The sequence below is a fragment of the Streptomyces sp. NPDC107498 genome (assembly GCF_055582805.1).
This window is the reverse complement of the sequence record NZ_JBVJPE010000002.1, coordinates 330241-354822: the sequence shown is the minus strand read 5'-3', so window position 1 is coordinate 354822 and position 24582 is coordinate 330241. Positions and strand designations below refer to the sequence as shown.

The following is a 24582-nucleotide window of genomic DNA, read 5'->3' as shown; positions in this document are numbered from 1 at the left end:
CTCCTGGAGACCCATGCGCGCGGTCGTGCTCGAAGACCCGGCTCTGCCCGCCGAGGCGGCGGACGCCGACCCCGGCGATCCGCAGGCGGGCGAAGGCGGGATCCGCGTCACCGCGGCGGCCGTGTGTCACCACGCATCCGCTTCCGAATCCGCGCAGAAGGAGGACACCGGCTACGCCCGGGCCGCGAGCTCGTTCACCCGCAACCACCGGCGAGCGACGCGCGCCCCTCGCGAACTGAGCGTCGGAGACGTGCGGATCGACACCCGCCTCCCGTCGGCCGCGGAGATGCCGCAGGGCCGCTCCCGCAAGGCCGGGCACGTCAAAGACCTCTCGATTCGAGCGCCCGGCGACGTCGGGATTCGGCAGCCGCTGTCGCGCGGTGGCGGCCACCCGACGTCTCTCGCTGTCGCCGGCGGATCGACGACCCTCGCCTCCGCCCCCGGCCGTGCTGTCGGCGGGCCTTGTATCTGTCTGTGACACAGCATGTCGGGAGCGTCGGCTCCTCGCGACGAAGAGGACACTGAAGACATGGAAGAGCTGTGGCCCGCGCCCTCCTGCGAGGTCGCTGAGGCGATCAGGTCACTGTGTCAGCGCCTGCTGACGGAAACGGACGCGCTGGTCGACGCCTTCGTGAGGCCCACCCTCGTCGCCCAGAACGATCCCGCCCTCCTCGCGGACGCCTCCCTGATCGAGGAGGACCGCGCGCTCAACCGCTCCGACCTCGTCCAATGGCTGACCGCGAACGTCCAGCATCCGGGGCGTCGGGTGGAGCCCTACGTCGGCCCGCGGGCCACGGCGTACATCAACGATCTCGTCGCCCGGGGCATCGCCCCCGACTTCGCCGTCGCCTGGCGCGTGGCATTGGGGATCGGCTGGCGGCGATGGCTGGAGGAATGCGTGGCGGACTGCGCCGACCCCGACCTCCTCGTGGGGGTCCTGGACGTGACGGCCCAGTCGCTCGTGCAGTACGCCCTCGACTCGGTCGCGGCCCTGCGCCAAGTCGGACTCACCGCGGCGATGGGCAATACGGACGCCGAGGGGATCGCGATGATCCAGCTGATCGCCAGCGGGGCACCGATGGCGGAGGACCTCGCCGAAGGACGCCTTCGCTACCGGATGGCGCGGTGGCACGTAGGCCTCGTCCTGTGGATCGATGACCCTCAGCAGGCCGACGTCCCGGACGAGGCGATCGCCGCCGTGCGCTCCGCCGCCGGGGGCCAGAGCGCACTGGTGGCGCGCGCCAGCGCCACGTCGCGGTGGATCTGGCTCTCGGGGGAAGGCGTCCCGGACCTGCACCATGTGGAGAAGGCCCTCGCGACGACCGACGAGGTCCGCGTGGCGGTGGGCAGGCCGGGACGCGGACTCGAAGGGTTCCGGTCCAGCCACCAAGACGCCCTCGCGGCGCAGGCGCTGGTCATCCGACTCGGGTCCGACCGGCGGTTCACCCCCTACGCCGACGTCGAGCTGATCGACGCCCTCACGAAGGACCGCGCCGGCGCACGTCGCTTCGTCATCAACACCCTCGGCCCTCTGGCCGAAGCCGACACGGCACTGCGCCAAGCCCTTCTCACCTACGTGCAGTGCGGCTTCAACACGACCCGGGCAGCCGCCCACCTCTATGCGCACCGCAACACCGTCGAACGGCGCGTCTCACGTGCCAACGAGCTCTCGGCCGTCAAGGTGGAGGACAACCCGACCCACGTGGCGGCGGCCCTCCTGCTCCTGGACCTCGCGCCCGACATCGGGTCGACCGAGCCGAGCTGAGCTCATATCACGGGGCCACGGTATCGAGCTTTCGCACGGGTGAAGTGCGGGAGAGCGAGCAGGACCGTGAAGGCGCTCCCGGGTCAGGTGATAAGCCAACTCCTCCTGGAGCGCCGTCGTCCCGATGAGTTCAGGGTCTGTCCCAGAACGCGGGTGAGAATCGCAGTCGGCGGCCCCGATATTCCGGCGACGATGCGACCGACTGAGTTCTCCCCATCATTGTCATACGAAGACGATCAGCATCGGCCGGCTCCTGCCGCTTTTGCTGACTTTTGCTGACCTCCGCGCCTTGCAGCCTTGCTGACCTGCGATTATGTGGGTGGATCGTGATGTGGTGGAACTTCGTGGGCCGCACGGACGAGGAGATCCGCCAGGCCCGGGAGGACTGGATGACGGGCTCCCGCTTCGGCGAGGTGAAGGGGTACGACGGCGACCGCCTGGACGCGCCCAGGTCCCGGTGACCCAGTTGAAGGCGCGGGGGCGGGTGCGCCGACCCGGGGTTTCCTCTGTCCAGCCGATGTGGGGTCGGGGATTCTCGATCCCTGCCCGTGGCTGTCGCAGTACCTCCTGCTCGTCGCCGGCGTCGGCATCGCCGGGAGGCCAGGGACGCTACGGGTACGTCCGCACGTCGTCGTTGTAGTTGCGGGCCCGGTCCCGTACCAGCTCGGGCAGCGTGCCCGTCGCCAGATCCGCGAGGGTCGTGCTCTCCAGGACCTGGCGCAGGCTCGTCCGCACGGCACGCCACACATCCGGCAGGGGAGCCGCCGCACCCCGGTACTCGAGACCCGTCAGCTTCAGGTCCCGCACACTGACGAGCGGTCCGTCCATCGCGCGGATGACGTCGGCGAGGGTGATCTCCGCGGACGGCCGGGTGAGGGAGTAACCACCGTCGGGGCCGCGCACACTGCGCACCAGACGTGCCTGCCGCAAGTCGCTCAGCACGACGAAGAGGAAGCGGCCGGGGATGTCCTGGCGTCCGGCGATGTCCTCGGCCTTGAGGGGCCGGTCCGGGGAGCAGGCCAACTCGGCCATGGCCCGGATGGCGTAGTCCGTTCGTGCTGAGATCCTCACGCCATCAATGTCTCACGAGTGGCGGGAACCTGACCTGCGGCGGTACGCACAGGCCGTCGACAACACCCCGGCGCTTCGTTGTTGTCCGGAAGCGGCGTTGCCACTCCACTTTGTTCATCGACATAGTGAACTTTGTCGTGCAGTACCCGCCCTGGCCGGAGGTGTCCGTGGTGCCCGTCGTGTCCTCGCCGTCCGCCGAGGCCGCCCGTCCTCGACCGACCGTGGCAGTCGTCGGCGCGGGCGCGGCCGGTGCGCTCGTCGCCGTCCAACTGTGCGAAGGGGCGGCCCGACGCCGTGTCCCGCTCGATCTGATCCTCGTCGACCCCGCGCCGGAGGCGGGCCGGGGCACCGCGTACGCCACCGAGGTTCCCGAGCACCGGCTCAACGTGCCCGTCGGCGGCATGAGCTGCTACCCGGACGACCCGGGCCACTTCCGGCGCTGGCTCTGTCGGCACGGCGAATCCACCGTCACCGCGGCGGACTTCGCGTCCCGGTACCGCTACGGCTCGTATCTCGCCGACACGCTCGGCCGGGCCGTCATCACGGCCCGCGGCACGGTCTCCGTACGGCGGCTGCGCACCAGGGCGGTGGGGTGTGCCGACGCGCCCGGGGGGCGTCTGGAGCTCAAGCTCGCCGACGGCGGCACGGTGACGGCGGACAGCGTGGTCCTCGCCACCGGGCCCGCGGCGGGCCGGTCCGGCTGGGCCCCGGCCGAGCTGGTCGCCTCCGACCGGTTCGTCCCCCGCCCCTGGGCGCCGGGCGCGCTCGACGCCGTCGGCGAGTCGGACGACGTCCTCCTCGTCGGCACCGGCCTCACCGCCGTCGATCTCGCGCTCGTCCTCGACCGCCCCGGCCGCACGGTGCACGCCGTGTCCCGGGGCGGGCTGCTTCCCCAGCCGCACGCGGTCGCCCCGCTGCCCCCCGCACCGCCGCCGCCGGGCCTCGCCGCTCTCCCGTTCCACCGTCTTCGCAGGGAGCTGACGCGGCATTTCGCCGCCACGCGCCGCACCCACGGCGACTGGCGGCCCGCCCTCGACGGGCTGCGGCCCGAGATCGTACGACTCTGGCAGGGCCTCACCGACGACGAGCGGGCCGAGTTCCTCGGCCGTGACGCCACCCTGTGGAACGTGCACCGGCATCGCATGGCACCCTCCACCGCCGAGACCGTCGCCCGGGCGCGTGCCGCCCGCAGGCTCCGCGTCCACGCCGACCGGGTCGCCTCCGCGGCACCGCAAGAGGACGGCGGCCTGATCGTCTCCCTCGCCGACGGCCGCGAGTTGGGCGTGGCATGGGTGGTGGACTGTACGGGGCCGGGGCTGCGGGCCGACGCCGGCGGCGACTCGCTGTGGAGCGGGCTGCTGTCCGACGGCCTCGCCGTACCCGGACCTCTGGGCATCGGCGTGTGCACCGGCGGCGGCAGGTTGCTCGACGCCCGAGGGCGCCTGGAGCGGCCGCTGTTCACCCTGGGCGCGCCCCGCCGGGGCGAGCTGTGGGAGACGACCGCGATCCCCGAGATCCGTCACCAGGCCAAGGAGGTCGCAGAGGCCGTACTCGCCCCGCTCGCCAGCGCCCCCCGGTCGGTACGCCGCCGGCCCACCGACCAGTTCGGGCTGCCGCTGTCCACCCATGCCGCAGCCGCGGCGTCCTTCCGCTGTGGACTCGCCCGGGTGATCACCGTACGGGCGAAGGCGGCCGAGCCGTTCGCGCGCGCCACCGAACTGGACCCCGGGTTCGCGCTGGGGCACGCCGCTCTCGCCCTGCTCGGCCACGAGTGCGGAGCGGACGTCGACGTCGCCCGGGAGCTTGCGGACGCCCAGCGCAGCGTGCAGGAACGCGGCGACGAACGGGAGCGGTCGTTCGTCGACGTCGTCACCCGCCGCATCAGGGAGCACGAAGCCCCCGCGGGCGCCGCGGGCGACGGAAGGGGCGACGGTGACACGGCGCTCGTCGACCACCTCGGCCGCTTCCCCGCCGACGCGTTCGCGCTCGGCGTCGCCGTCCCCACCATCGCCTTCTCCGGCGTCGCGGATCTCGACGGCACGCTGGCCCTCGGTCTGGTGGAACGGACCGCGGCCGCCTACGAAGGGCACTGGTTCCACACCTCGCTCCTCTCCTTCGTCCGGCAGGAGCAGGGAAGGATCGAGGAGGCCGGTGAGCTCGCTCAGGCAGCACTCGCCGCACAACCCGCCTCCGGCCACGCCGTGCACGCCCTCGCCCACGTCCACTACGAGTCCGGTGCGCACCGCACCGGCCGGGACTGGCTCGACGGCTGGATCGGCGGCCAGGGGCGGGGCGCCGTGCACCGGGCGCACTTCTCCTGGCACGTGGCGCTCCACGAACTGGCCCTCGACGACTCCGCGGCGGTGCGCCGCCGCTGGTTCGCTCAGCTCGCCCCGGCCCGGGTGAACGGGGTGCGGGCCCTCGTCGACTCCGGCTCCCTGCTGTGGCGGGCCCGCATGTCCCGGAACTGGACCGGTCGCGTCCCCGTCGACGGCGTGCTCGACGCGGTCGCCCGCGATCTGGTCGAACGTCCCTCGACCGCGTTCACGGCCCTGCACGGCGCCGTCGCCCTCGCCGCCGCCGGCGACCTCCCCGCACTCCGTCGCCTGCGCACACACGCGGCCGGCGCGGACCCGGTGCAGCGGGAGGTCGTCGTCCCGCTGTGCAGCGCGCTGGAAGCGGTCCTGGAGGAGGAGTGGGCCACCGCGGTGCGGGAACTGCGCGGACTGCTGCCCTCGCTGCGCCGCGTGGGAGGCAGCGCGGCACAGCGCGAGGTCGTCGAGGAGACCCTGCTGTACGCGCTGGTGGAGGCGGGACACAGCGACACCGCCCGCCACCTCCTCGAACAACGCCTCGATCGTCGCGCGTCCCCGCTCGACCGGCGCAGACTGGCCGGACTGAGCCTCTGACGGACGGGAAAGGAAGCGGGTCCCGCGCTTCCCCGACGGGCGGTGGCGGCCATCGCTGTGGAGTGCGTGAAGTCGGCGCCGGGGGAGTGGTCAGGGGGCTCGTGACTACGTGGCGTGCCCATGGCCGAGGTCGTGGTGCCCGGTGTCCGCGGCTCGTCGGAGCGCGTCGGTACGGCCGACGGTGCCGTGGGGCAGGTGGCCGGACCGGACGCGCAGCAGCCGCCGGCCCGGCGTCAGTGCGCCGGCCGCGACCGGTCGCCCGCACGACTGCCGTCCCTCCACGATCTTTCCGGTCGGTCCGCGGCACGCTGTCGACGCGCTGGGACACCTCCGCAGGGGAGGTGACCAGGGCTCAGATCATCACGTGCTCGGGCCGGGTGTGGTCGAGGAGGCCGGAGAGGGACAGGTCGCTGCCGTAGCCGGAGCGCTCGACCCCGCCGTGCGACATCTCGGGGACCGTGGTGCCGTGGGCGTTCACCCACACGATCCCGGTGTGCAGGGCCCTGGCCGCCCGCATCGTCCGGTCGTGGTCCCTGGTCCACACGCTCGCGGCGAGCCCGAAGCGGACGTCGTCGGTCGGCTGCAGGGCCTCGGTCTCGTCGGTGAACGGCTGCACGGTCACGACGGGTCCGAAGATCTCCTCCTGGACGATCTCGTCGTCCTGGCGTGCCCCGGCGACGGCGGTGGGGGCGTGGAAGAAGCCGGAACGGGCAGGCTGTGTCCCACCCGCGACGATCCGGGCGTGATCGGGCAGCCGGTCGAGCAGGGCGCGGACCGGGGCGAGCCGGGCGGCGTTGTCGAGCGGACCGAGGTCGGTGCCGGGCGCAGTGCGCGGGCGGCGTCGGCGAGGGCGTCCAGAAAGGCGTCGTGGACGCGGACGTGGACCAGGAAGCGGGTGGGGCGGTGCAGTCCTGGCCCGCGTCGTCGAAGGCGACCCGGGCCAGGGAGGCGGCCCGGCCGCCGCCCGTCCCGCCGACACCCCGGCGGAACCGCCCCGCGTGATCGGCGAGCACTGGTCCGACCGCGGGGAGGGCGAGGGGGCGGGGCCGAACGCCGCACCCCCGGTCCCTCAGGTCACTCCGCCGGCAGGCGCGGCGTGCGCGGCGGTGTCGTGCGCCGGTCGCCGGTCTTCTCGAAGGCCGCCGCGAGGGTCAGCAGGGCGTTGTCGTCGTAGGCGCGGCCGGCGAAGGTCAGCCCGACGGGCATGCCGGTGTCCGTCATGGTGCCCATGGGCACGGTCACGGTCGGGATGCCGAGGTGGCGGGGGACCAGGTTGCCGTTGGCGACCCAGACGCCGTTGCGCCAGCCGAGGTCGGCGGAGGCCACGTTCACGTCCATGTCCGCGGGGCCCACGTCGGCCACCGCGGGGAAGACCACCGCATCCAGGCCCAGCCCGTCCATCCACAGCTCCAGGTCGACGCGGCGCGTCTCCTCGAGGCCGCGCAGCCCCTCCTCCAGGAGCGGCATGTCGGCGAGGGAGGCGTACGGGCGTTCGCGCACGAAGCGGGGGTAGTCGCCGATCGTGTCGTCGAAGCCCTCGTACCGGTCGGGCAGTTCGCCCTCCTGCTTGGGCCAGATGCGGTCGCCGTCGACGTCGGCCAGGGTGGAGAGCGCCGGGTCGCCGTTGGCACGCAGGAAGTCGTCCCAGGCCCAGGCGGACAGGTCCTCGATCTCGAAGGCGAGGTACTCGCGGCTGACCAGACCGCGGGTGAGCAGCGACGGGGCTCCGGGGCGGTCGGACTCGTAGTTCGAGACCACGGGGAAGTCGACCTCGACCACCTCGGCGCCGGCGGCCTCCAGATCGCGGCGTGCGGCTTCCCACAGGGTGATCACCGAGGGGCGCGTGTCGATGCGCTGCCCGGTCTGGCCGCCGATGCCTCCGTCGGGGTTCGTTCCGGCGGCGGGGTCGGCGTTGATGTACATCCGGGGGACGCCCACACGCTTCCCGGCGAGCGCGGAGGCGGCGGCCCCGGCGTCGGCGGGCGCGAGGGCCGGGTAGGAGGCGGGACGCACCTGCGAGGCCGGGGGCAGCTCCACCCACGGCTGCGCGCGCCACAGGTCCCCGCGCGTGTGCGGGTCGTCGGCGACGATGACGTCGAGCAGTTCGAGCAGGTCGGCCATGGTGCGGGTGTGCGGGACCACGACGTCCATCGTCGGCACGAGCGGCCAGTTGCCGCGTACCGAGATCACGCCGCGGCTGGGGGTGTAGGCGCACAGCGCGTTGTTCGAGGCGGGGGCGCGGCCCGAGGACCAGGTCTCCTCGCCGAGGCCGAACGCGCCGAAGGACGCCGCCGTCGCGGTGCCGGAGCCGTTGGAGGAGCCGGAGCCGTAGGCGCTGGTGAGCCAGTCGGCGCTGTACGGGCTCTCCGCGCGGCCGTACACGCCGCGCTGCATGCCGCCGTTCGCCATCGGCGGCATGTTGGTCAGGCCGATGAGGACCGCGCCGCCCGCGCGCAGCCGCTCGATGGCGAAGGCGTCGCGCTGGGCGACGAGGTGCTCGAACGCCGGGGAGCCGGAGGCGGCGGTGAGCCCCTCGGCGAGGTAGCTGTCCTTGGCGGTGTACGGGATGCCGTCCAGCGGGCCCAGCGTCTCGCCGCGGGCGCGGCGGGCGTCGGACGCCTCCGCCTCCTCGCGGGCGCGCGGGTTCATCACGACCATCGCGTTCAGGGCGGTGGCCGTACCGGGCCGGTCGTACGCCTCGATCCGCGCGAGGTAGGCGTCGAGCAGATCGACCGCGGTCGTCTCGCCCTTCTCCAGCGCCGCGCGCAGGTCGGCGATACGGGTCTCCACGACATCGAATCCGCACGTCATGTGGGTGTCTCCTGAGTAAGGGGTGGGGCAGGCGGTCCCGCCGACCGTCGAGGGCGACCGTGCACGGTCGGCCGTCACACCCTCGCACGGACTAGATTTTCAGTCTAGATTAAGAATCTAGATTCTTGGAATCTAGACTGGTCACCCGTGCTTCCGGAACTGAGAGAGGGTTCATGCCGACGTCCGAGACGGGGCCCGCGCCGTCCGACCCCCTCCTCCCGCCGAGGGGCGCGACCGGAGCGGCGGGCCCGAAGACCGGCGCCGCCTCCCGACCCGCGGCCCGGGTCCCGATCGACAGGAAACGTCAGCCCAGTGGGGACGAGGCGCGGGGGCGGGCCATGCGGGCCGCCATCAGCGTCATCGCCGAGAAGGGCACGGCGGGCCTGCGGATGTCGGACATCGCCGCGCGGGCCGGCATGAGCACCGGGCACATCCTGTACCACTTCGGCAAGAAGGACCGGCTCCTGCTCGAAGTCCTCGCCTGGAGCCAGGCGGACCTCTGGGACCGGTTCCAGCGGGCCGTCGACCGGGCCGGGTCACCCGCCGAGAAACTGGACCTGTTCGTCCGCTTCTACCTGCCCCGCGACCAGGACGACGAACGCTACGCGCTGTGGACGCAGGTGCTGGCCCAGCGCCACGACGAAGCGGGCCGGAAGGTCCTCACCGAGCTGCTGGACGGCTGGGACGAACGCCTGGAGGCCATCGTCCGTGAGGGCCGGGACCTGGGACACTTCGCCGACGTGGACCTCCCCGAGTTCACCGTCCGGGCCGTGGCCATGCTGAGCGGGCTCTCCGAGGACGTGATGTTCGGACGCTCCCGCTGGCGGCACACCTCCGCACATGCGTTCGCCCTGGCCGCCCTCGAACGCGAACTGCGTCCTGCCGACCGGCACTGACGACGGACGGAGCCGCCGGTCCCACGGCCATGGGACGGACCGCGCCCGACAGCATGACCGCCGGCTTCGTCCACGGGAACCCGGCAGCGGACGGTGACCGCACTCCACCTCGACCGGGCACCCCCTCCAGGGGCCCGCGGCCCAGGACTCCGGAGCGCCGCCCCGGATCCGGTACCCGTCCGGGTCGCGCAGGGCGACGACGGCGGTGAGACGCAAGCCGGAGACCAGGGCCGGCTGGTGTCGGACGTCCAGGTGGTTCGTGGGTTCGTCGAGGAGCGGCTCGCGGGGTTCCCGGGCGAGGGTGCGGGCGATCTGGACGCGTTCGGTAAACGCATGTTCGACTCGCCGTTCACCTCCTCTTCGCCTGCGCCTGATGCTCTGGCCCCACGCCGGTCACCGCATCGGCAGTTCCTTGCATCGAGAATGAGGTTTCCATGCCCAAGCCCACCCGCCGTCAGCTCGCTGTCGCCACCGCCCTGGTCGCCGCGACCGTCGCGGCCGTGGCCGTCACGTCGACCGCCGGGGCGTTCGACAGCGCTCAGCAGGCGAGGGCGGCGATCAAGGGCGGCAAGGCGAAGAACGTCATCCTGCTCATCGGCGACGGCATGGGCGACTCGGAGATCACCCTCGCCCGTGACTACACGGTCGGCGCCGACGGCCGCCTGAACATGGACAAGTTCCCGCTCACCGGCTCGTACACCACCTACGCGGTGCACGAGGACGGCACCCCGGACTACGTCACCGACTCCGCCGCCAGCGGCAGCGGCTGGGCCACCGGCGTGAAGACGGTCAACGGCCGCATCTCCAAGACGCCCGGCACCGACAAGGCCGTCCCCACCCTCCTGGAGCTCGCCCAGAAGAAGGGGTACGCCACCGGCAGCGTCACCACCGCCGAGCTGACCGACGCCACCCCGGCCGTGCTCGCCTCCCACGCCACCGACCGCTCCTGCCAGGGCCCGGCCGACATGGCCAAGTGCCCGACCGACACCATCGCGGCCGGCGGCCCCGGCTCCATCGCCGAGCAGTCGGTCGATCACAGGGTCGACGTCCTCTTCGGCGGCGGCAAGAAGCGCTTCGACCAGAAGGTCACCGACGGCGCCTACAAGGGCCTCACCGTCACCGAGCAGGCGCAGAAGCTCGGCTACCAGGTCGTCACCGACGACGCCGGCCTGCGGGGCCTGAAGCCCGGCCGGCCGGTGCTCGGCCTCTTCGCGCCCGGCAACGTGCCGGTCGAGTGGACCGGCAAGCCCGCCGCCGTCGGCGGCACCGACCCGCAGCGCTGCGCCACCACCAACCCGAACCGCCCGGCGACCACCCCGAGCCTCGTGGACTCCGCCGCCAAGGCGATCCAGCTCCTGGAGGCCAAGCAGAAGCGCTCCGAGCAGGGCTTCTTCCTCCAGATCGAGGGCGCCTCGATCGACAAGCAGGACCACGCCGCCGACCCCTGCGGCCAGATCGGCGAGACGGCCGCCTTCGACCGCGCGGTGAAGCTCGCCCGCGACTACGCGGCCAAGCACCCCGACACCCTCGTCGTCACCACCGCCGACCACGGCCACACCAGCCAGATCGTCCCGCTGGAGGCCACCCCGCCCGGCCTGTCCTCCACGCTGGTCACCGACGAGGGCCAGCAGCTGAAGGTCAACTACTCGACCAACACCCCGGGTCAGTCCCAGGAGCACACCGGCGTGCAGGTCCGCATCGCCGCGCAGGGCCCGAAGGCGTACCGCGTCCTCGGCGTCACCAACCAGACCGACCTCTTCACCACCATCAGCGAGGCGCTCCGCCTGCGCTGAATCCGTCGAACCCGGGAGGGAGGGGGAGTCCGGCCACCGGGCTCCCCCTCCCTCGTGTCCGGTCCGCCGGGGCGGATCCAGGTGCCGAGGGCCGCGCCCGGACCGACGCGCTCCCCGCGTCGATCGCGAACACGGTGGAGGACCACGGCGGCCGGCCCGACGAGTCGTGGTGACGGCGGTTGCGTCCCGGCGTGTCCTCGGCGGGGGCGGGAATCCGCGCTGTTTGAATCGTTGCATGACAAAGCGTGATGACGCGGTTCTTTTCGGCAACCGATTCCTGACCGCACCCGCTCCCTCGGACAAGTTCCCCGAGGGCGGCATGACCGCGACGGACGCGATGAGGCTCGTGGACGTGGACCTCGCCATGGAGGGCGACCCGCAGCGCAATCTCGCCACGTTCGTCACCACGTGGATGGAGCCGGAGGCGCAGCGGCTGATCGCCGAGAACCTCCACCGCAATTTCATCGACCACGCGGAGTACCCCATCTCCGCCGAGATCGAGCAGCGCTGTGTGCGCATGCTCGCCGATCTCTTCCACGCGCCGGGCGGGACGGCCACCGGGTGCCGGACCCAGGGCTCGTCCGAGGCGATCATGCTCGGAGCGCTGTCGCTGAAGTGGAAGTGGCGCGAGCGCCGCGAGGCCGCCGGTCTGTCGGCCGACCGGCCCAACCTGATCTTCGGCGGGGACGTCCACGTGGTGTGGGAGAAGTTCTGCCGCTACTTCGACGTCGAGCCGCGGATCGTACCGCTCGCGGAGGGCAAGTACACGATCGGCCCGGAGGACGTGGAACCCCACCTCGACGAGAACACGATCGGTGTCGTCGCCGTCCTCGGCACCACGTTCACCGGCCACAAGGACGACGTCGTCGGCATCGACAAGCTCCTGCGGGAAATCCGCCAGGAACGGGACCTCGACATTCCGATCCACGTCGACGGCGCCAGCGGCGCGTTCGTGTGGCCCTTCCTCTACCCGGACTCCCCATGGGACTTCCGTCTCGAGCAGGTCCGTTCGATCAACGTCTCGGGCCACAAATACGGCCTGGTCTATCCCGGTATCGGATGGCTGATCTTCCGCGAGGAGTCCGACCTGGCCGAGGACCTCGTGTTCTACGAGAACTACCTGGGCAAGACCGACGCCACGTTCACGCTGAACTTCTCCACCGGCGCGTCGATGGTGCTCGCGCAGTACTACAACTTCGTGCGCCTCGGACGCCAGGGCTACACCTACGTCATGAAGATGATGCAGGAGAACGCCCGCGTACTGGCGGACAACCTGCGGAGCAGCGGCCGGTTCGAAGTGATCGGCAGCGACCTCGAACAACTGCCCCTCGTCGCGTTCCGCCTCGCCGGAAAGCACTCCTACGACGAATCCGACATCGCCTGGCAGCTTTCCGCCGAGCGCGGGTGGATGGTGCCGGCGTACACGCTCCCGCCCAACGCGGAGCGGGTGAAGATCATGCGTGCCCTCGTCAAGGAGACCCTGAGCCGCGAACACATCGACCGCCTGAGTCAGGACATCACCGATGCCTGCCGCACCCTGGACGACAAGGGCACGACGCACGACGCCGAGCGGGCCAAGGTCAAGCGCGGCACCGGTTACTGAGGCGCGGCGCCGTTGCGGCGCCGCACCCCGTCGCACGTCGGCGGGACGAGAAGACTCGTTCCGCCCGCGACCCTTCGTGCGAGGGAAAGCTCTTTCTGTCCGGAATCGCACGGTTCGCGGCTGGCAAGCCTTTGCCATGGCGAGGACTTGCCGCCACGGAGTCTTCCTGACGGCGTTCGCCGGTCGATAGACCCTTGGCATGTACTCCCTCCCCCCTTCCTCCGCCGTCCGCCGCAGGCGTCGGCGGTTGCTGTCGGGCGCCGCAGCGGTGCCTCTCGTGCTGTCGGGGCTCGCCGTTCTGCACGCGCCCGCACAGGCCGCTCCGAGCAGGCCGGCCGTCCCCGCCGAACCCCCGTCCACCCACCGGGTCACCCTGGTCACCGGCGACGTGGTCACGGTCACCACGACCGCCGACGGCCGGCGGACCGCCGACGTCGACCGGCCGGACGGTGCCGTGGGCGGCGTACGGCTCCAGCAGACCGGGGGCGATCTGTTCGTCATCCCCGACGAGGCCGTGTCACCGCTGGGCGCGGGCACACTGGACCGGCGGCTGTTCAACGTCACCGACCTGATCGAGATGGGATACGACGACAAGAAGTCGTCCGCGGTGCCGCTGATCGCGACCTACACCCGGTCGACGTCCCGGGGGGCCGTCGTGCCGACGGCCCCCCGGGGCAGCAGGCTGACCCACCCGCTCAAGGGCATCGGCGGCGCCGGGCTCAGCACCGAGAAGCGGCAGGCCCGCACCTTCTGGAACGCCGTCGCGCCGCGGGGCGGCACGCGGTTGGGCGCGGGCGTGGCGAAGCTGTGGCTCGACGGGCGCGTGAAGGCCGACCTGAAGGAGAGCGTGCCGCTGATCGGCGCGCCCGACGCCTGGGCGGCCGGATACACCGGCAAGGGCGTCAAGGTGGCGGTGCTCGACACCGGCATCGACGTCGACCACCCCGACTTCGCCGGACTGATCGACGGCACGACCAGCTTCGTGCCGGGTGAGGCAGTCACCGACGTCAACGGGCACGGCACGCACGTGGCCGGCACGATCGTCGGCTCGGGCGCCGCCTCCGGGGGCGACAACAAGGGTGTCGCGCCCGGTGCCGACCTGTACGTCGGCAAGGTGCTCGGCGGCGCGGAGGGTCAGGGCCAGGACTCCTGGGTCATGGCCGGCATGCAATGGGCCGCCGAGTCGGGCGCCGACGTCGTCAACATGAGCCTGGGCGACTCCTACCCCACCGACGGCAGCGACCCGATGTCGCAGATGGTCGACGCGCTCTCCGCGCAGTACGGCACGCTGTTCGTCATAGCCGCCGGCAACGCGGGCCCGGAGAGCATCTCCGCCCCGGGCGCGGCCGCCGCGGCGCTGACCGTGGCGGCCACGGACAAGCAGGACCGGCTCGCGTCCTTCTCCAGCACCGGCCCGCTGGCGTACTCCGGCGGCATGAAGCCGGACATCGCGGCGCCGGGCGTGGACATCACCGCGGCCCGCTCGCAGCAGATGACCGACGGCGGCGAGGGCCTCTACCGCACCCTCAGCGGCACCTCGATGGCCACCCCGCACGTCGTCGGCGCGGCGGCCCTGCTGGCCCAGCGACACCCGGACTGGACCGGTGCGCAGCTCAAGGAACACCTGATGAGCACCGCGAAGGGCCTCGGCGACGCGTACTCGCCGTACGAGGTCGGCACCGGCCGTCTCGACGCGGCCGCCGCGGTGCGCACCACGGTCCGCGCCACCGGACCGCTCTTCTTCGGCAACCACACCTGGCCGCACGAGCCGGGCGACGGCGCCGTCACGAAGGAGCTCGCCTTCACCAACTCCGGTTCCGCCGACGTCACGCTGAACCTCGCGCTGACCGCCGCCGGCGGCCCGTTCGCGCTGGGCGCCGACACGGTGACCGTCCCGGCGGGCGGCTCCGCCGCCGTCCCGGTGACCGGCGACCCGCGAAGCGCCGCGCCCGGACGGCACGTCGGCCACGTGGTCGCCACCGACGCGAGCACGGGACAGCCGGTGGCCCGCACCTCCGTGGCGCTGCTGAAGGAGGAGGAGCGCCACGACCTGAACATCAAACTGGTCGGCCGGGACGGCAGGCCCGCCGCCGGCTGGGTCTCGGTCAACCTGGCCGGCGACGGCTGGCCCTGGTCGTTCCACGTCGACGGCTCCACCACCGTGCGCATGGCACCCGGCCTGTACACCGTCGCCGCCTACCTCGACGTGGCCGGCGAGCAGACGGACCGCTCGGGCCTGGCCGTCCTCGTCGATCCGGAGACCGTGCTCGACGACGCCTCCGCGGACGTGGTCCTCGACGCGAGCAAGGCACGCCTGCTGCGGACCGAGGCGCCGCAGCGGACCCAGGACCGCCAGCGCAAGGTCGACTTCAACGTCCACTACACCGGCTTCGACCCGTGGACGGACTACCGCGGCGCGTACGTGCTGCCGCCGACGTACGACGACGTCTACGTCGCGCCGACGCAGCCCATGACCCGGGGCGAGTTCACGCTCGTCACCCGCTGGCGCAAGGGCGAGCCGCAGCTCGGCCTCAGCACGGTGGACGGCCGGCTCCATTTCGAGACGCTGGTGCAGGGCGGCAGTGCCCTGGGCACCGGCACGGACCGGCTGAGCGCCGTCTACGCGGGCGTCGGCGCGGCCGCCGACTACGAGCGGACCGGAGCCCGGGGCAAGGTCGCCGTCGTCGAACGGAGCGACGGAGTCTCGCCGGAGGAGCGCGTCGCCGCCGCGGTCGCGGCCGGGGCGAGGGCCCTGATCGTGGTCAACGACGGTGTCGGCGGCCTGATGGAGAACATCGGCGCGTCCGGCATCCCGGTCGCCACCGTGCACCGCGACGCGGGCCGGGCCCTCGTCGCGAGGGCCAGGGCCGGCAACCTCGGACTGACCGTGAAGCAGACCCGGTACACGCCGTTCGTCTACGACCTGACCCGGGACTATCCCGGCCTGGTGCCGGACCGGCCACTGGTGTACGAGCCCGGCAAGGCCGATCTCGCCCGGATCGACGCCCGCTACTACGCGGCGGCGGGCGGCCGCGCGGCCGAGGGCTACCGGTCCGACTTCACCCTCAGCCCGTCGTTCAACCTCCCCGAGGCCGAGTGGCACCCGGGCACCCGTACCGAATGGGTGACCCCCGGTCAGGTCTGGCGGGAGTTCCACACCCAGGGCGTCGACACGGCCCTGCCGTGGTCGATGGTGTCGGGTGACAACGCGTACGCCAAGGGCAGCACCACCCGGCTGGACTGGTTCGCCCCGGTGACCCGGCCGGGCCAGAGCGAGTCCTTCGGCGTCCACAACTCCCGCTGGCAGAACCGCATGACCTGGAACGTGCAGCCCTGGGCCTCCGCGAGCGACACCCTGCGGCTCGGCGGCTACCTGCCGTGGGGCGAGACGCCGACCCGCCTGCGGATCCTCCAGGGCGACACGCTGATCCACGACAACCCGAACGGCTCGGACATGCAGTGGGTGGAGGTGCCGGCCGGTGACCTCCCCTATCGCGCCGTGCTCGACGCGGAACGGCCCGCCGGCCTCTTCCGGCTGTCGACGCGCACCCACACCGAGTGGACCTTCAGGTCCGACACCGTCGACGCGGACTCCTTCGAGCCGTTCTCGGCGCTGAACCTGGACTACCGGCTGGGTACGGACCTGCACGGTGACGTGAAGGCGAACGCGGCCCAGGAGATCACGCTCAAGCCGGTGTCGACGGACCTGGGCACGGTGCCGGGCGAGGTCACCGGGGTGACGCTGGACGTCTCGTACGACGACGGCGCGACCTGGCGGAAGGTGACCCTGACCGAGGGCACCGACGGCTCCTGGACGGGTGCGTTCAGGACCGCCGGGAAGCCCGGCGGCTTCGTCTCGCTCCGCGCGGGCGCCGAGACGGACCGGGGCTTCGGCGTCAGGAACGAGATCATCCGGGCGTACGGCCTGCGATGAGCCGTACCGTCGGGCCCCGGGGCGGCGACACCCCGGGGCCCCTCCTCTCGCACCCGCTTCCAGCAGGGACTTTCCGCGCTCCGCCGCCGTGGCGCATACTCTCCCCGCCGAGGCAAGCGGAAGGGGGTCGATCGCCGATGCTGGATGCCCTGGGCCTCGGCCCCGACGACGAACGCGTCTACCGGGCGCTGATCGGGCACCCGGGCACCACCGCGGTCCTCCTCTCGGACCTGCTCGTGCTGTCCCGCGCCCACGTCGGCAGGGCACTGTCGCGCCTGGTCGAGTGGGGCCTCGCCACCAGGTCGGCGGACGCCCGGTTCACCGCCGCACCGCCGGCCATGGCCCTCGGCGCCCTCATCAGCCAGCGCCGGGACGGACTGCGCACGGCCGAGCAGGCGCTGGCCGCCTTCGCCGAGGAACACCGCGCCGCGACGACGGGCAGCAGCATCACCGATCTGATCGAGGTCGTGACCGGCGTCGACGCCATCAGGCACCGTTTCCTCCAGGTGCAGCAGGCGGCCAGGACACAGGTCCGCTCCTTCATCACCGCACCGTTCGTCGCCCTGCCGCCCGACGAGAACACGGCCGAGCCCATGGCCCTGGACCGAGGCGTGCTCTTCCGCGCCGTACTGGACCGCGAGGTGCTGGCCGAGCCGGGCATCGTCCACGACGCCCTCGACTCCCTGCGCAACGGCGTACGACTGCGGGTCGCGGACCACGTGCCGATGAAGCTCGTGCTGGCCGACGCCGATCTCGGCCTGGTCCCGCTCGCGGTCACCCCGGCGGGAGAGCCCGGCGCCGTGCTGCTGCACCGCAGTGGCCTGCTGGACGCGATGGACGCCCTGTTCGAGACGGTGTGGCGCACGGCCCGCCCACTTGAGCTGTCGAACGGGGGAGGCGAGTCCGAAGCCGTCGTCGAGGCGGACCCGCAGGGCCCGACCGAACTCGACCGCCAGATCCTCGGGCTGCTCCTGGCCGGCCTCACGGACCTGACGGCCGCGGCCCGGCTCGGCCTCTCGCCGCGTACCCTGCACCGGCGCCTGCGGCACCTCATGGACCTGGCCGGCGTCAGGACCCGGATGCAGCTGGGCGCCCACGCCGTGCGGAACGGCTGGGCGGAGCCCGCGGGAACCTGACCGCACCACCGCGTCAGGTGAGGACGTTGACGGCGCGGGCGACCACCAGACCGAGAACGAGCAGCGAGACGAGGGACTGGACGCCCATGGCGACCTTGGCCCAGGGCGCCAGGGGCATCACGTCGGTGGGGCTGAACGCGGTGGCGTTGGTCAACCCGAGGTAGAGGTAGTCGACGTAGCGCGGCCGCCAGTGGGCACGTGCCAGTTCGGGGTTGAGCTGCTGGGGGAAGGCGAGCGCGGGCGTGCGGGGGAGGCGGTGGGCACGGGCGGCGGCCCCGCCGCTGTCGAGTTCGAAGTACAGCAAGGAGAAGGCCAGGACGGTACAGGCCCAGACCGTGCCGCCCGACTGCAGAAGGCCGACGGCGGAGCTGGTCTCCTCGCCGCCGTGAAGGATGTCGTCGACCAGCTGCACCGTGGACCAGACGGCGCTGAGCGCGAGAACGCCCACCAGGGCGATCGACAGGCCGCGCAGGACCGTCGACCGCCGGTCGATCCGGCCCGGGTCGCCGGCGACGAGCGCGAGGAGCAGCAGCCCCTCGACGGTCGGGAGCACCCAACGGGGCGCCAGACGCAGGTCGTCGGGGAGCAGGAGGGTCAGCACCATGGCCGTGACGACGGCCATGGCCATGGGCCAGCGGGCCTCGCCGAGGGGCTCGGGCCGACTCGGGCTCCCGGCGGGTTCGGGGATGGTTCCGGTCACGGTGGAGACCCCTCACGTCGAGTGCGGAATGTCGGTCGTCGTCCTGCACTCGGACGATATAGCGGGCCGATGGGCGTCCGGCGGACCTCGTGACCGCGTGCCCCGGCGTCACGGCCCCGCCGCGGGGCCCTGGGAATTCCGGCGGAAGCTCTGCCCGCGTGACGAAGGCGCTGACCGTGGCTGACGAGGCCCCCGCGCCGGAGATCGTGGTGACGGCCGGCGGCGGGGCGTCCCTGATCGTCCCGGCCCTCGGTCGCGCGGAGCACCCCGTGAACGACAGGAGCCCCGCCGGGGTGGCGGGGCTCCGTCGATCTCACCGGAATCTAGGGAAGGAACTCGTAGGACGGTCCGTCAGGCGCGCGGTCGCGAGCGCACAACGTCACGTCGCTCCCCTCGAGATAGGCCAGCAGCCATGCGCCGAACGTCATCTCGTAGAGGGTCCACGACGGGCTGTCCATCTCCTGGACCAGGACGCGCCAGGGCGACGAGGGTGCGTCGGGAACGCGGAGGAAAACCATCTCTCCCGTCGTGGCCGTCGCCACCGGCAGCAGTTCACCGGGGTTCGTCCCTGCCGGGTCCGGCAGGAACTCGGCCATGTCCTCCTCGCGCCAGAACTCGAGGTCCTGCCTGATCATCGTTCCCAGATCGTGCAGAAGACGACCGGCGGGGTGCTTCAGGTACAACTGCCCGTTGATCGTGATCGAACCGTAGGCATCGACGATCTCGTGGAAGTCCGCGGGGAACTCGACGCCGAGTTCCCGCTCCAGTTCGATCCACGGTGCCGGGTCCGACCAGTTGAACCGGGGTTCGCCCAACAGGGCCCGTATCTCCGAAAGCGTTGTCACCTCTGGGCTCCTTCCAGCACTTCGAGCCGATGCCGTGCCCACGACGGGAGAACCGGCAGCAGGACTTCGGCGCAGTCGCGTGACGCCCGGTCCGCGGTGAACTGACGGCTCGGTCGCGGGGGTGCCGATGAGGGCCCGCCCCACCCGAGCCGGGCGTCATGAACGGCGGGGGCGCCCCGTCAGGGGGCGGAAGGTCCGGTCGTCCCGGCCCGCCAGCTTCCGCCGTCCACCCGGTACACCGTCAGTCGGCGGTTGACGGTGTCGCCCCCCTCGAAGGCGACGCGACCGGTGACGCCGTCGAAGGACAGCTGCTCCACGGCTCGCGGCAGTTCCGCCCGGATGCCGTGGGCGGGCGTGCCGCCCTCCCCCTTCACGACGGCCTTCACCGCTTCGATGAGGGCCCAGGTCGCGTCGTAGGCGTAGGGGCCGTACCAGCCGGCCGGCTGGGAGTAGCCCGCTTCGCCGTACCGCGTCAGGAAGTCGCGTCCCGCCGCCGACTCCGTCGCGGGTGCGCCGATCTGGGTCGCGAGGTCACCGTCGGCCCGAGGGTTCTCCGTGAGGTACTGCTGGTCGAAGATGCCGTCGCCGCCCATCAGGGGGACGGTCACCCCCGCCTGCTTGAGCTGTCGGGACAACGGTGCCGCGGTGTCGTAGTAGCCGCCGAAGTAGACGGCTTCGGCGCCCGAGGACCGCACCCTGACGGCGAGGCCCGCGAAGGAGCGTTCCGCGGGATCCACCTGCTCGGTGCCGACGACGGTCCCCCCGAGCTTCTTCCACTCGGCCGTGAGGCCGGAGGTGAGGGCGGTGCCGTGGCTGCTCGCGTCGTCGACGACGTAGAGCTTGCTCTTCCCGGCCCCGTGCAGGTACCGGGCGGCGAACGGACCCTGGTCGGCGTCCGTGCCGATCGTCCGGAAGTAGGTGGAGTACGGACGGACGCGGGTGCCCGACGCCCAGTCGGGGCCCAGTGTCAGGGCCGGGTCGGTGTTGCCCGGTGACACGTTGACGACGCCCGCGCGTGACAGCGCCGGCACCAGAGTGCGGGCGACGCCGGAGTTGAGCGGGCCGACCACCCCCACCAGCTTGTCGTCGGACACGAACCGGGCGGCGTTGGCCGCGCCCTCGGCGGGGTCGGCCCCGTCGTCCACGGCCGTGATCTCGAAGGTCACACCGGGAACGTGTCCGGTTTCGTTGGCGGTCCTGACCGCCAGTTCGGCGGAGTTCCTGATGCCGGTGCCCATCGAGGCGAGTCCGCCGCTGAGGGGCGCGTCCACCCCGATCCTCACCGTGACGGGGGACGCCGCCGCCCCGCCGCCCCCCGCCCGGCCGCCGCTCCGCGCGTCGTCGTCGCGGGTGAGGGACCAGGTCAGGAGGGACCCCGTGGCGAGCACGGCGAGTGCCGTACCCAGGACCGCGGAGCGCCGGGTGAGGCCCCGCCCTCCTGCGGACGCCCCGTCTCCCCGCTCTGATCGGGCCGTCGTGCCGAGCGTGCCCCGCCGCTCGTCCGGGATGACGACGACCGGCGGGACCGTGGGCCGGTCCGGCACGGGGTGACGCGGGGAGCCCGCACCGGCCCCGGAGGAGTCCGGGACCGTGGGGGTCGCCACGGGCGGTGTCGACGAGGGGGCCCGCTTCGGCATCGTCGGTGCGGAGGAGGGCTCCACCGCCGCGCCCGGTGCCGGAGCCGCCGTCGGATCGGGGAGGGGCACCGGTCCGCCGTCCGGCCCGGATTCCCGTGCGGTGCCGTGCCCGTGGGGCGCGTCGGGGCGGGGCGGGGCGGAGATCAGTACGTCCCTGAGCATCTCGGCCGCTTCCGCGGCGCCCACGCGTCGTGCCGGGTCCTTGGTGAGGAGGGCGTCCAGCACGGGCGCGAGCGGACCGGCGTGGACCGGCGGCCGGTGCGGGCGGGTGAACACGGCCACGGCGAGGGCGTGGAGACCCTCCGCCTCGAACGGGGGGTGCCCCTCGACGGCGTGGTACAGGGTGGCGCCGAGCGCCCACAGGTCGTTGGCCGGGGTCGGGCGCTTGCCGTCCAGTTGTTCCGGCGACATGTACTGCGGCGTGCCGATGACGATCCCGCTGTGGCTCAGCTTGGTCGTGGCGTCCGCGAGGTGGGCGATGCCGAAGTCGGTCAGGACGACACGGTCCTTGGCCAGGAGCACGTTGTCCGGCTTGATGTCGCGGTGGACGATCCGCGCCCCGTGCGCCGCGGTCAGCGCGTCGAGGACGGCGGCGCCGATCTCGGCCACGCGCCGTACGGGCAGCCGGCCTTGGCTGTGGATCGCGGCGGCCAGGGACCGGCCGCGTACCAGCTCCATGACGATGACCGGAGCGCCGTGATGCTCCACGACGTCATGGACGGTGATGACCCCCGGATGGCTGAGAGTGACCGCCGCGCGCGCCTCGCCCGTGAATCGCCGGAGCAGCGACTCACGGGCGTCGTCGTCCATGCCCGGTGGGAAGACGATTTCCTTGACGGCGACCTCGCGCCCGAAGAGCTGCTGGTCGAGACCACGCCAGACCCGGCCCATGCCGCCTTGTCCGATACGTTCGACCAGTTGGTACCGGCCGGCGATGAGTTCGTGGTTCTGCTCGGTCACGCGCACACTCTAGGCCCTGATGAGCCGATCAGGGGACGGAAGAACGGCTTGATCACGCTCCTTGCGGCGACGGCGCGAAGCGTCGACGGGAGGGGCGGGCACTCTCCGCCGTGGAGACTTCCGCGTCCGACTCCGGTGACACGGCGGGCCGCGTGCCCAGGGGAGGGACGACTACGGCGAGGTGGACCGCTGCGGGGAGCGGAGCACGAGCAGGGTGATCTCGCTGGGGGCGAAGACGCGGAAGGGCGGGCCCCAGAAGCCGGTGCCGCGGCTGGTGTAGAGGAGGGTGCGGGCGCCGTGGTGGCTGAGGCCGGCGACGGTGGGCTGGTCGAGGCGGACCAAGTGGTGGAAGGGCCAGATCTGGCCGCCGTGGGTGTGGCCGGAGAGCTGGAGGTCGATGCCGTGAGCCGCCGCCCGGTCGACGAACTTGGGCTGGTGGGCGAGCAGGAGGACGGGCAGGTCGGGATCGGCGCCCCGGAGGGCCCCGGCGAGGTGGGCGCGGTGACCCGCCAGGCCGGAGGACTCGGCGGTGACGTCGTCGACACCTGCGACCACGAGGGCGTCACCGCCGCGTTCGAGCAGCAGGTGACGGTTGCGCAGCGGCTCCCAGCCCAGCTCGTCCATCAGGTCGACCCAGCCCTGGGCCTCGCTGTAGTACTCGTGGTTGCCGGTGACGTAGACCCGGGCCCGCGTCGCCCGCACGGTGCCCAGGGGAGCGGCCTGGGCGCGACGGCGTTCGGCCGTGCCGTCCGCGATGTCACCGGTGTGGCACACCAGATCGGCTTCCAGGCCGTCGACCGTCTCGCACACCCGTGCCGACCAGCGGGCGCGGTCGAGCGGACCGTAGTGGGTGTCGGTGATCAGAACGACTCGGGTTCCGTCCAGCCCGGCTCCCAGACGCGGGAGCGGCACATCGAGCCGGCGCACGCGCGGCACGCGTCGGGCCTCGGCGTACCCCCATGCGAGCAGTACGGCGGCCACGCAGAGGACGGCCCAGGTGACGGTGCGCGCCCGGCCCTGCCCGTCACCGACACCGGCCACGACCAGGACGAGCCGCAGCACCACACCGAGCAGAACGGACCAGGTGAACAGGACCCAGCTGGTGCCCAGCAGCGTGTCACCGACGACTGCCGCCCGGTCCCGCTGACGACGGCCGTGGCCGCGCGTCATCGCGAGCGGCATGCCGACGAGGCCGAGGGCGAACAGGGCGGTGCCGACCAGCGTGACGGGCGGCGGCCAGTGCTGGCCGGCGTGGAGGAGCACCCAGCAGGGCACGGCCCACAGCAGGACGGGGGCGATCAGGGGGAGGTGGCGCATCAGGCGCTGCAGTCGGGTCCGTGACGCCCCTTGCGGCTCCTGGGCGGTGGATCGGGTGTCGCCGGTCTCTGTCACGCTTCCCCCTCCTGAGGTCCTGTCCGGCGGATCGTGCGAGTGGCGGAGCCGCGCGAGGGCGGCGCGTTCGTCGCGGCGGCCGTCCGCGGTGGCCTCGACATGAGCCGCCGCCCACGCCCTGCTTCTGCTCCGGCCCTGCTTGCCGGAGTCTCTCGGAGAGCCCATTGTCCGCCGTGGGGGGACGGGCTGTCCTCCGGGCTTCGGTGAGACCGCTCAGGGCACCCGCCGTCGGCGCCGCTCCGGAGGCCCCGGCGCGAGGGCTGCGGACCCTCCGCCGCACCGTTCGCTCACGCGTGGGTGTGAGGGGGGAACGCGGGGGCAGACGGAGGGCGGGGCGCATGGGACCGCCCCTGTAGCCGCCCGGAGCCATCCCCCCGCTCGCAGGCGGCGGTTTTGCGGCCGTCCCGCCCGGACCCCCTTCCGTGCGGGACGGCCGCCTTCCTTCCGGTGGTCGCGGGACGCGGCAGCGGAAGGGTGGGGCCGGTCCGGCTCACGTGCTGTCGTCGCCGGCGGCGAAGATGCCGTGGGCGGCCACGATGAGCCGGGCGCAGCGCCGGGTCATGGCCTCGGGCGACTGGTCGGGGTGGTGGATCCACCAGCGGACCAGAGCGGTGCACAGGCCGCGCCAGGCGTGCTTGAGGGCGTCGGCGTCCAGCGGGTCGGTGGTTCCGGCCGTGTGCAGGAGTTCGGCAGTGCCGGTCGCGGCGAGGTCGTCGATGGCGTCGCGGTGGTGCGCGGCGCGCAGGGCGGCGTCGCTGCCGGGCGGCAACGTGGGGTCGTAGAGGACGAACCACGCCTCGCGCTGCCCGTCGAGCGCGGTGAAGAGGGCGTTCAGGACGCGCAGGGGGGTGGGCGGCGCGTCGGTGTCGCGTCCGGCCATGGCGGTGCGGATGGCACCCAGCAGCCGGTCGCCGATCGGGTCGAGGCAGGCGAGGTAGAGGCCCTGCTTGCTGCCGAAGTACTGGTGCAGCAGCGGCTTGGTGACGCCGACCCGTACGGCGATGGCGGCCACGGTGGTCGCCTCGTAGCCGTGGCGGCCGAACTCCTCGGTGGCCGCGGCCAGGATCTGTTGTTCGCGATCGGCTCTCGGCACGCCCTTGGTGCCGGCCTTGGAGGAGGGCGTTGTCATG

Annotated in this window: 16 protein-coding genes and 1 pseudogene; 9 read left to right on the top strand and 8 right to left on the bottom strand. The window is 72.6% G+C overall.

Annotation, left to right across the window (positions count from 1 at the left end; translation table 11 throughout):
- Positions 1-13 precede the first annotated feature (13 nt).
- From ACZ66Z_RS04790 to ACZ66Z_RS04780, 3 genes and pseudogenes are all read left to right on the top strand, one after another.
- Entirely contained in the window at positions 14-478 is a 465-nt protein-coding gene (locus ACZ66Z_RS04790) for a hypothetical protein (RefSeq protein ID WP_469932553.1), read from the top strand.
- A gap of 51 nt (positions 479-529) precedes the next feature.
- Positions 530-1765, top strand: a complete 1236-nt coding sequence (locus tag ACZ66Z_RS04785; protein ID WP_469932552.1) for a PucR family transcriptional regulator — start codon at positions 530-532, stop codon at positions 1763-1765.
- A gap of 323 nt (positions 1766-2088) precedes the next feature.
- Positions 2089-2255 (top strand): annotated as a pseudogene (locus ACZ66Z_RS04780) (pirin-like C-terminal cupin domain-containing protein); the annotation flags it as partial.
- 119 nt (positions 2256-2374) lie between these two features.
- On the opposite strand, the gene ACZ66Z_RS04775 reads toward ACZ66Z_RS04780, so the two are convergent.
- Positions 2375-2836: an RrF2 family transcriptional regulator gene (locus ACZ66Z_RS04775; protein WP_469932551.1), complete on the bottom strand. Its 462-nt coding sequence runs from the start codon at positions 2834-2836 to the stop codon at positions 2375-2377.
- Between the two features lie 221 nt (positions 2837-3057).
- Between ACZ66Z_RS04775 and ACZ66Z_RS04770 the strand changes: the two genes are divergently transcribed.
- Positions 3058-5745 carry an FAD/NAD(P)-binding protein gene (locus ACZ66Z_RS04770; RefSeq protein ID WP_469932736.1) on the top strand — a complete coding sequence of 896 codons (2688 nt, stop codon included), beginning with the start codon at positions 3058-3060 and terminating at the stop codon, positions 5743-5745.
- Positions 5746-6097: 352 nt separating this feature from the next.
- On the opposite strand, the gene ACZ66Z_RS04765 is transcribed toward ACZ66Z_RS04770, so the two are convergent.
- Together ACZ66Z_RS04765 and ACZ66Z_RS04760 are read right to left on the bottom strand one after the other, a co-directional pair.
- A complete protein-coding gene (locus ACZ66Z_RS04765; protein ID WP_469932550.1) occupies positions 6098-6724 on the bottom strand; it encodes an aldehyde dehydrogenase family protein in 627 nt (208 codons plus the stop codon).
- A gap of 95 nt (positions 6725-6819) precedes the next feature.
- The gene (locus ACZ66Z_RS04760) at positions 6820-8556 is read right to left on the bottom strand and encodes an amidase (protein WP_469932549.1); all 1737 of its coding nucleotides are present in this window, start codon (positions 8554-8556) and stop codon (positions 6820-6822) included.
- Between the two features lie 173 nt (positions 8557-8729).
- On the opposite strand from ACZ66Z_RS04760, the gene ACZ66Z_RS04755 reads away from it, so the two are divergent.
- The 5 genes from ACZ66Z_RS04755 to ACZ66Z_RS04735 all read left to right on the top strand — a co-directional run bounded on the left by ACZ66Z_RS04755 (position 8730) and on the right by ACZ66Z_RS04735 (position 17918).
- The gene (locus ACZ66Z_RS04755; protein WP_469932548.1) at positions 8730-9452 is read left to right on the top strand and encodes a TetR/AcrR family transcriptional regulator; all 723 of its coding nucleotides are present in this window, start codon (positions 8730-8732) and stop codon (positions 9450-9452) included.
- Between the two features lie 434 nt (positions 9453-9886).
- A complete protein-coding gene (locus ACZ66Z_RS04750; protein WP_469932547.1) occupies positions 9887-11245 on the top strand; it encodes an alkaline phosphatase in 1359 nt (452 codons plus the stop codon).
- 235 nt (positions 11246-11480) lie between these two features.
- A complete protein-coding gene (locus ACZ66Z_RS04745; protein WP_469932546.1) occupies positions 11481-12848 on the top strand; it encodes a glutamate decarboxylase in 1368 nt (455 codons plus the stop codon).
- A 199-nt stretch (positions 12849-13047) separates the two neighbouring features.
- Positions 13048-16782: a S8 family serine peptidase gene (locus tag ACZ66Z_RS04740; protein ID WP_469932545.1), complete on the top strand. Its 3735-nt coding sequence runs from the start codon at positions 13048-13050 to the stop codon at positions 16780-16782.
- Positions 16783-16919: 137 nt separating this feature from the next.
- A complete protein-coding gene (locus tag ACZ66Z_RS04735; RefSeq protein WP_469932544.1) occupies positions 16920-17918 on the top strand; it encodes a transcriptional regulator TrmB in 999 nt (332 codons plus the stop codon).
- Positions 17919-17931: 13 nt separating this feature from the next.
- Here the strand turns inward: ACZ66Z_RS04735 and ACZ66Z_RS04730 are convergent, their stop codons facing one another.
- The 5 genes from ACZ66Z_RS04730 to ACZ66Z_RS04710 all read right to left on the bottom strand — a co-directional run bounded on the left by ACZ66Z_RS04730 (position 17932) and on the right by ACZ66Z_RS04710 (position 24581).
- Positions 17932-18618: a hypothetical protein gene (locus ACZ66Z_RS04730; RefSeq protein ID WP_469932543.1), complete on the bottom strand. Its 687-nt coding sequence runs from the start codon at positions 18616-18618 to the stop codon at positions 17932-17934.
- 323 nt (positions 18619-18941) lie between these two features.
- Positions 18942-19463 carry an SMI1/KNR4 family protein gene (locus tag ACZ66Z_RS04725; RefSeq protein ID WP_469932542.1) on the bottom strand — a complete coding sequence of 174 codons (522 nt, stop codon included), beginning with the start codon at positions 19461-19463 and terminating at the stop codon, positions 18942-18944.
- Between the two features lie 179 nt (positions 19464-19642).
- Positions 19643-22060 carry a bifunctional serine/threonine-protein kinase/ABC transporter substrate-binding protein gene (locus ACZ66Z_RS04720; protein ID WP_469932541.1) on the bottom strand — a complete coding sequence of 806 codons (2418 nt, stop codon included), beginning with the start codon at positions 22058-22060 and terminating at the stop codon, positions 19643-19645.
- A 171-nt stretch (positions 22061-22231) separates the two neighbouring features.
- Positions 22232-23452 (bottom strand): metallophosphoesterase, encoded by a 1221-nt coding sequence (locus ACZ66Z_RS04715; RefSeq protein ID WP_469932540.1) that lies wholly within the window; start codon positions 23450-23452, stop codon positions 22232-22234.
- A gap of 490 nt (positions 23453-23942) precedes the next feature.
- Positions 23943-24581, bottom strand: coding sequence for a TetR/AcrR family transcriptional regulator (locus ACZ66Z_RS04710; RefSeq protein WP_469932539.1), 639 nt, complete (start codon positions 24579-24581; stop codon positions 23943-23945).
- Position 24582: the final 1 nt, after the last annotated feature.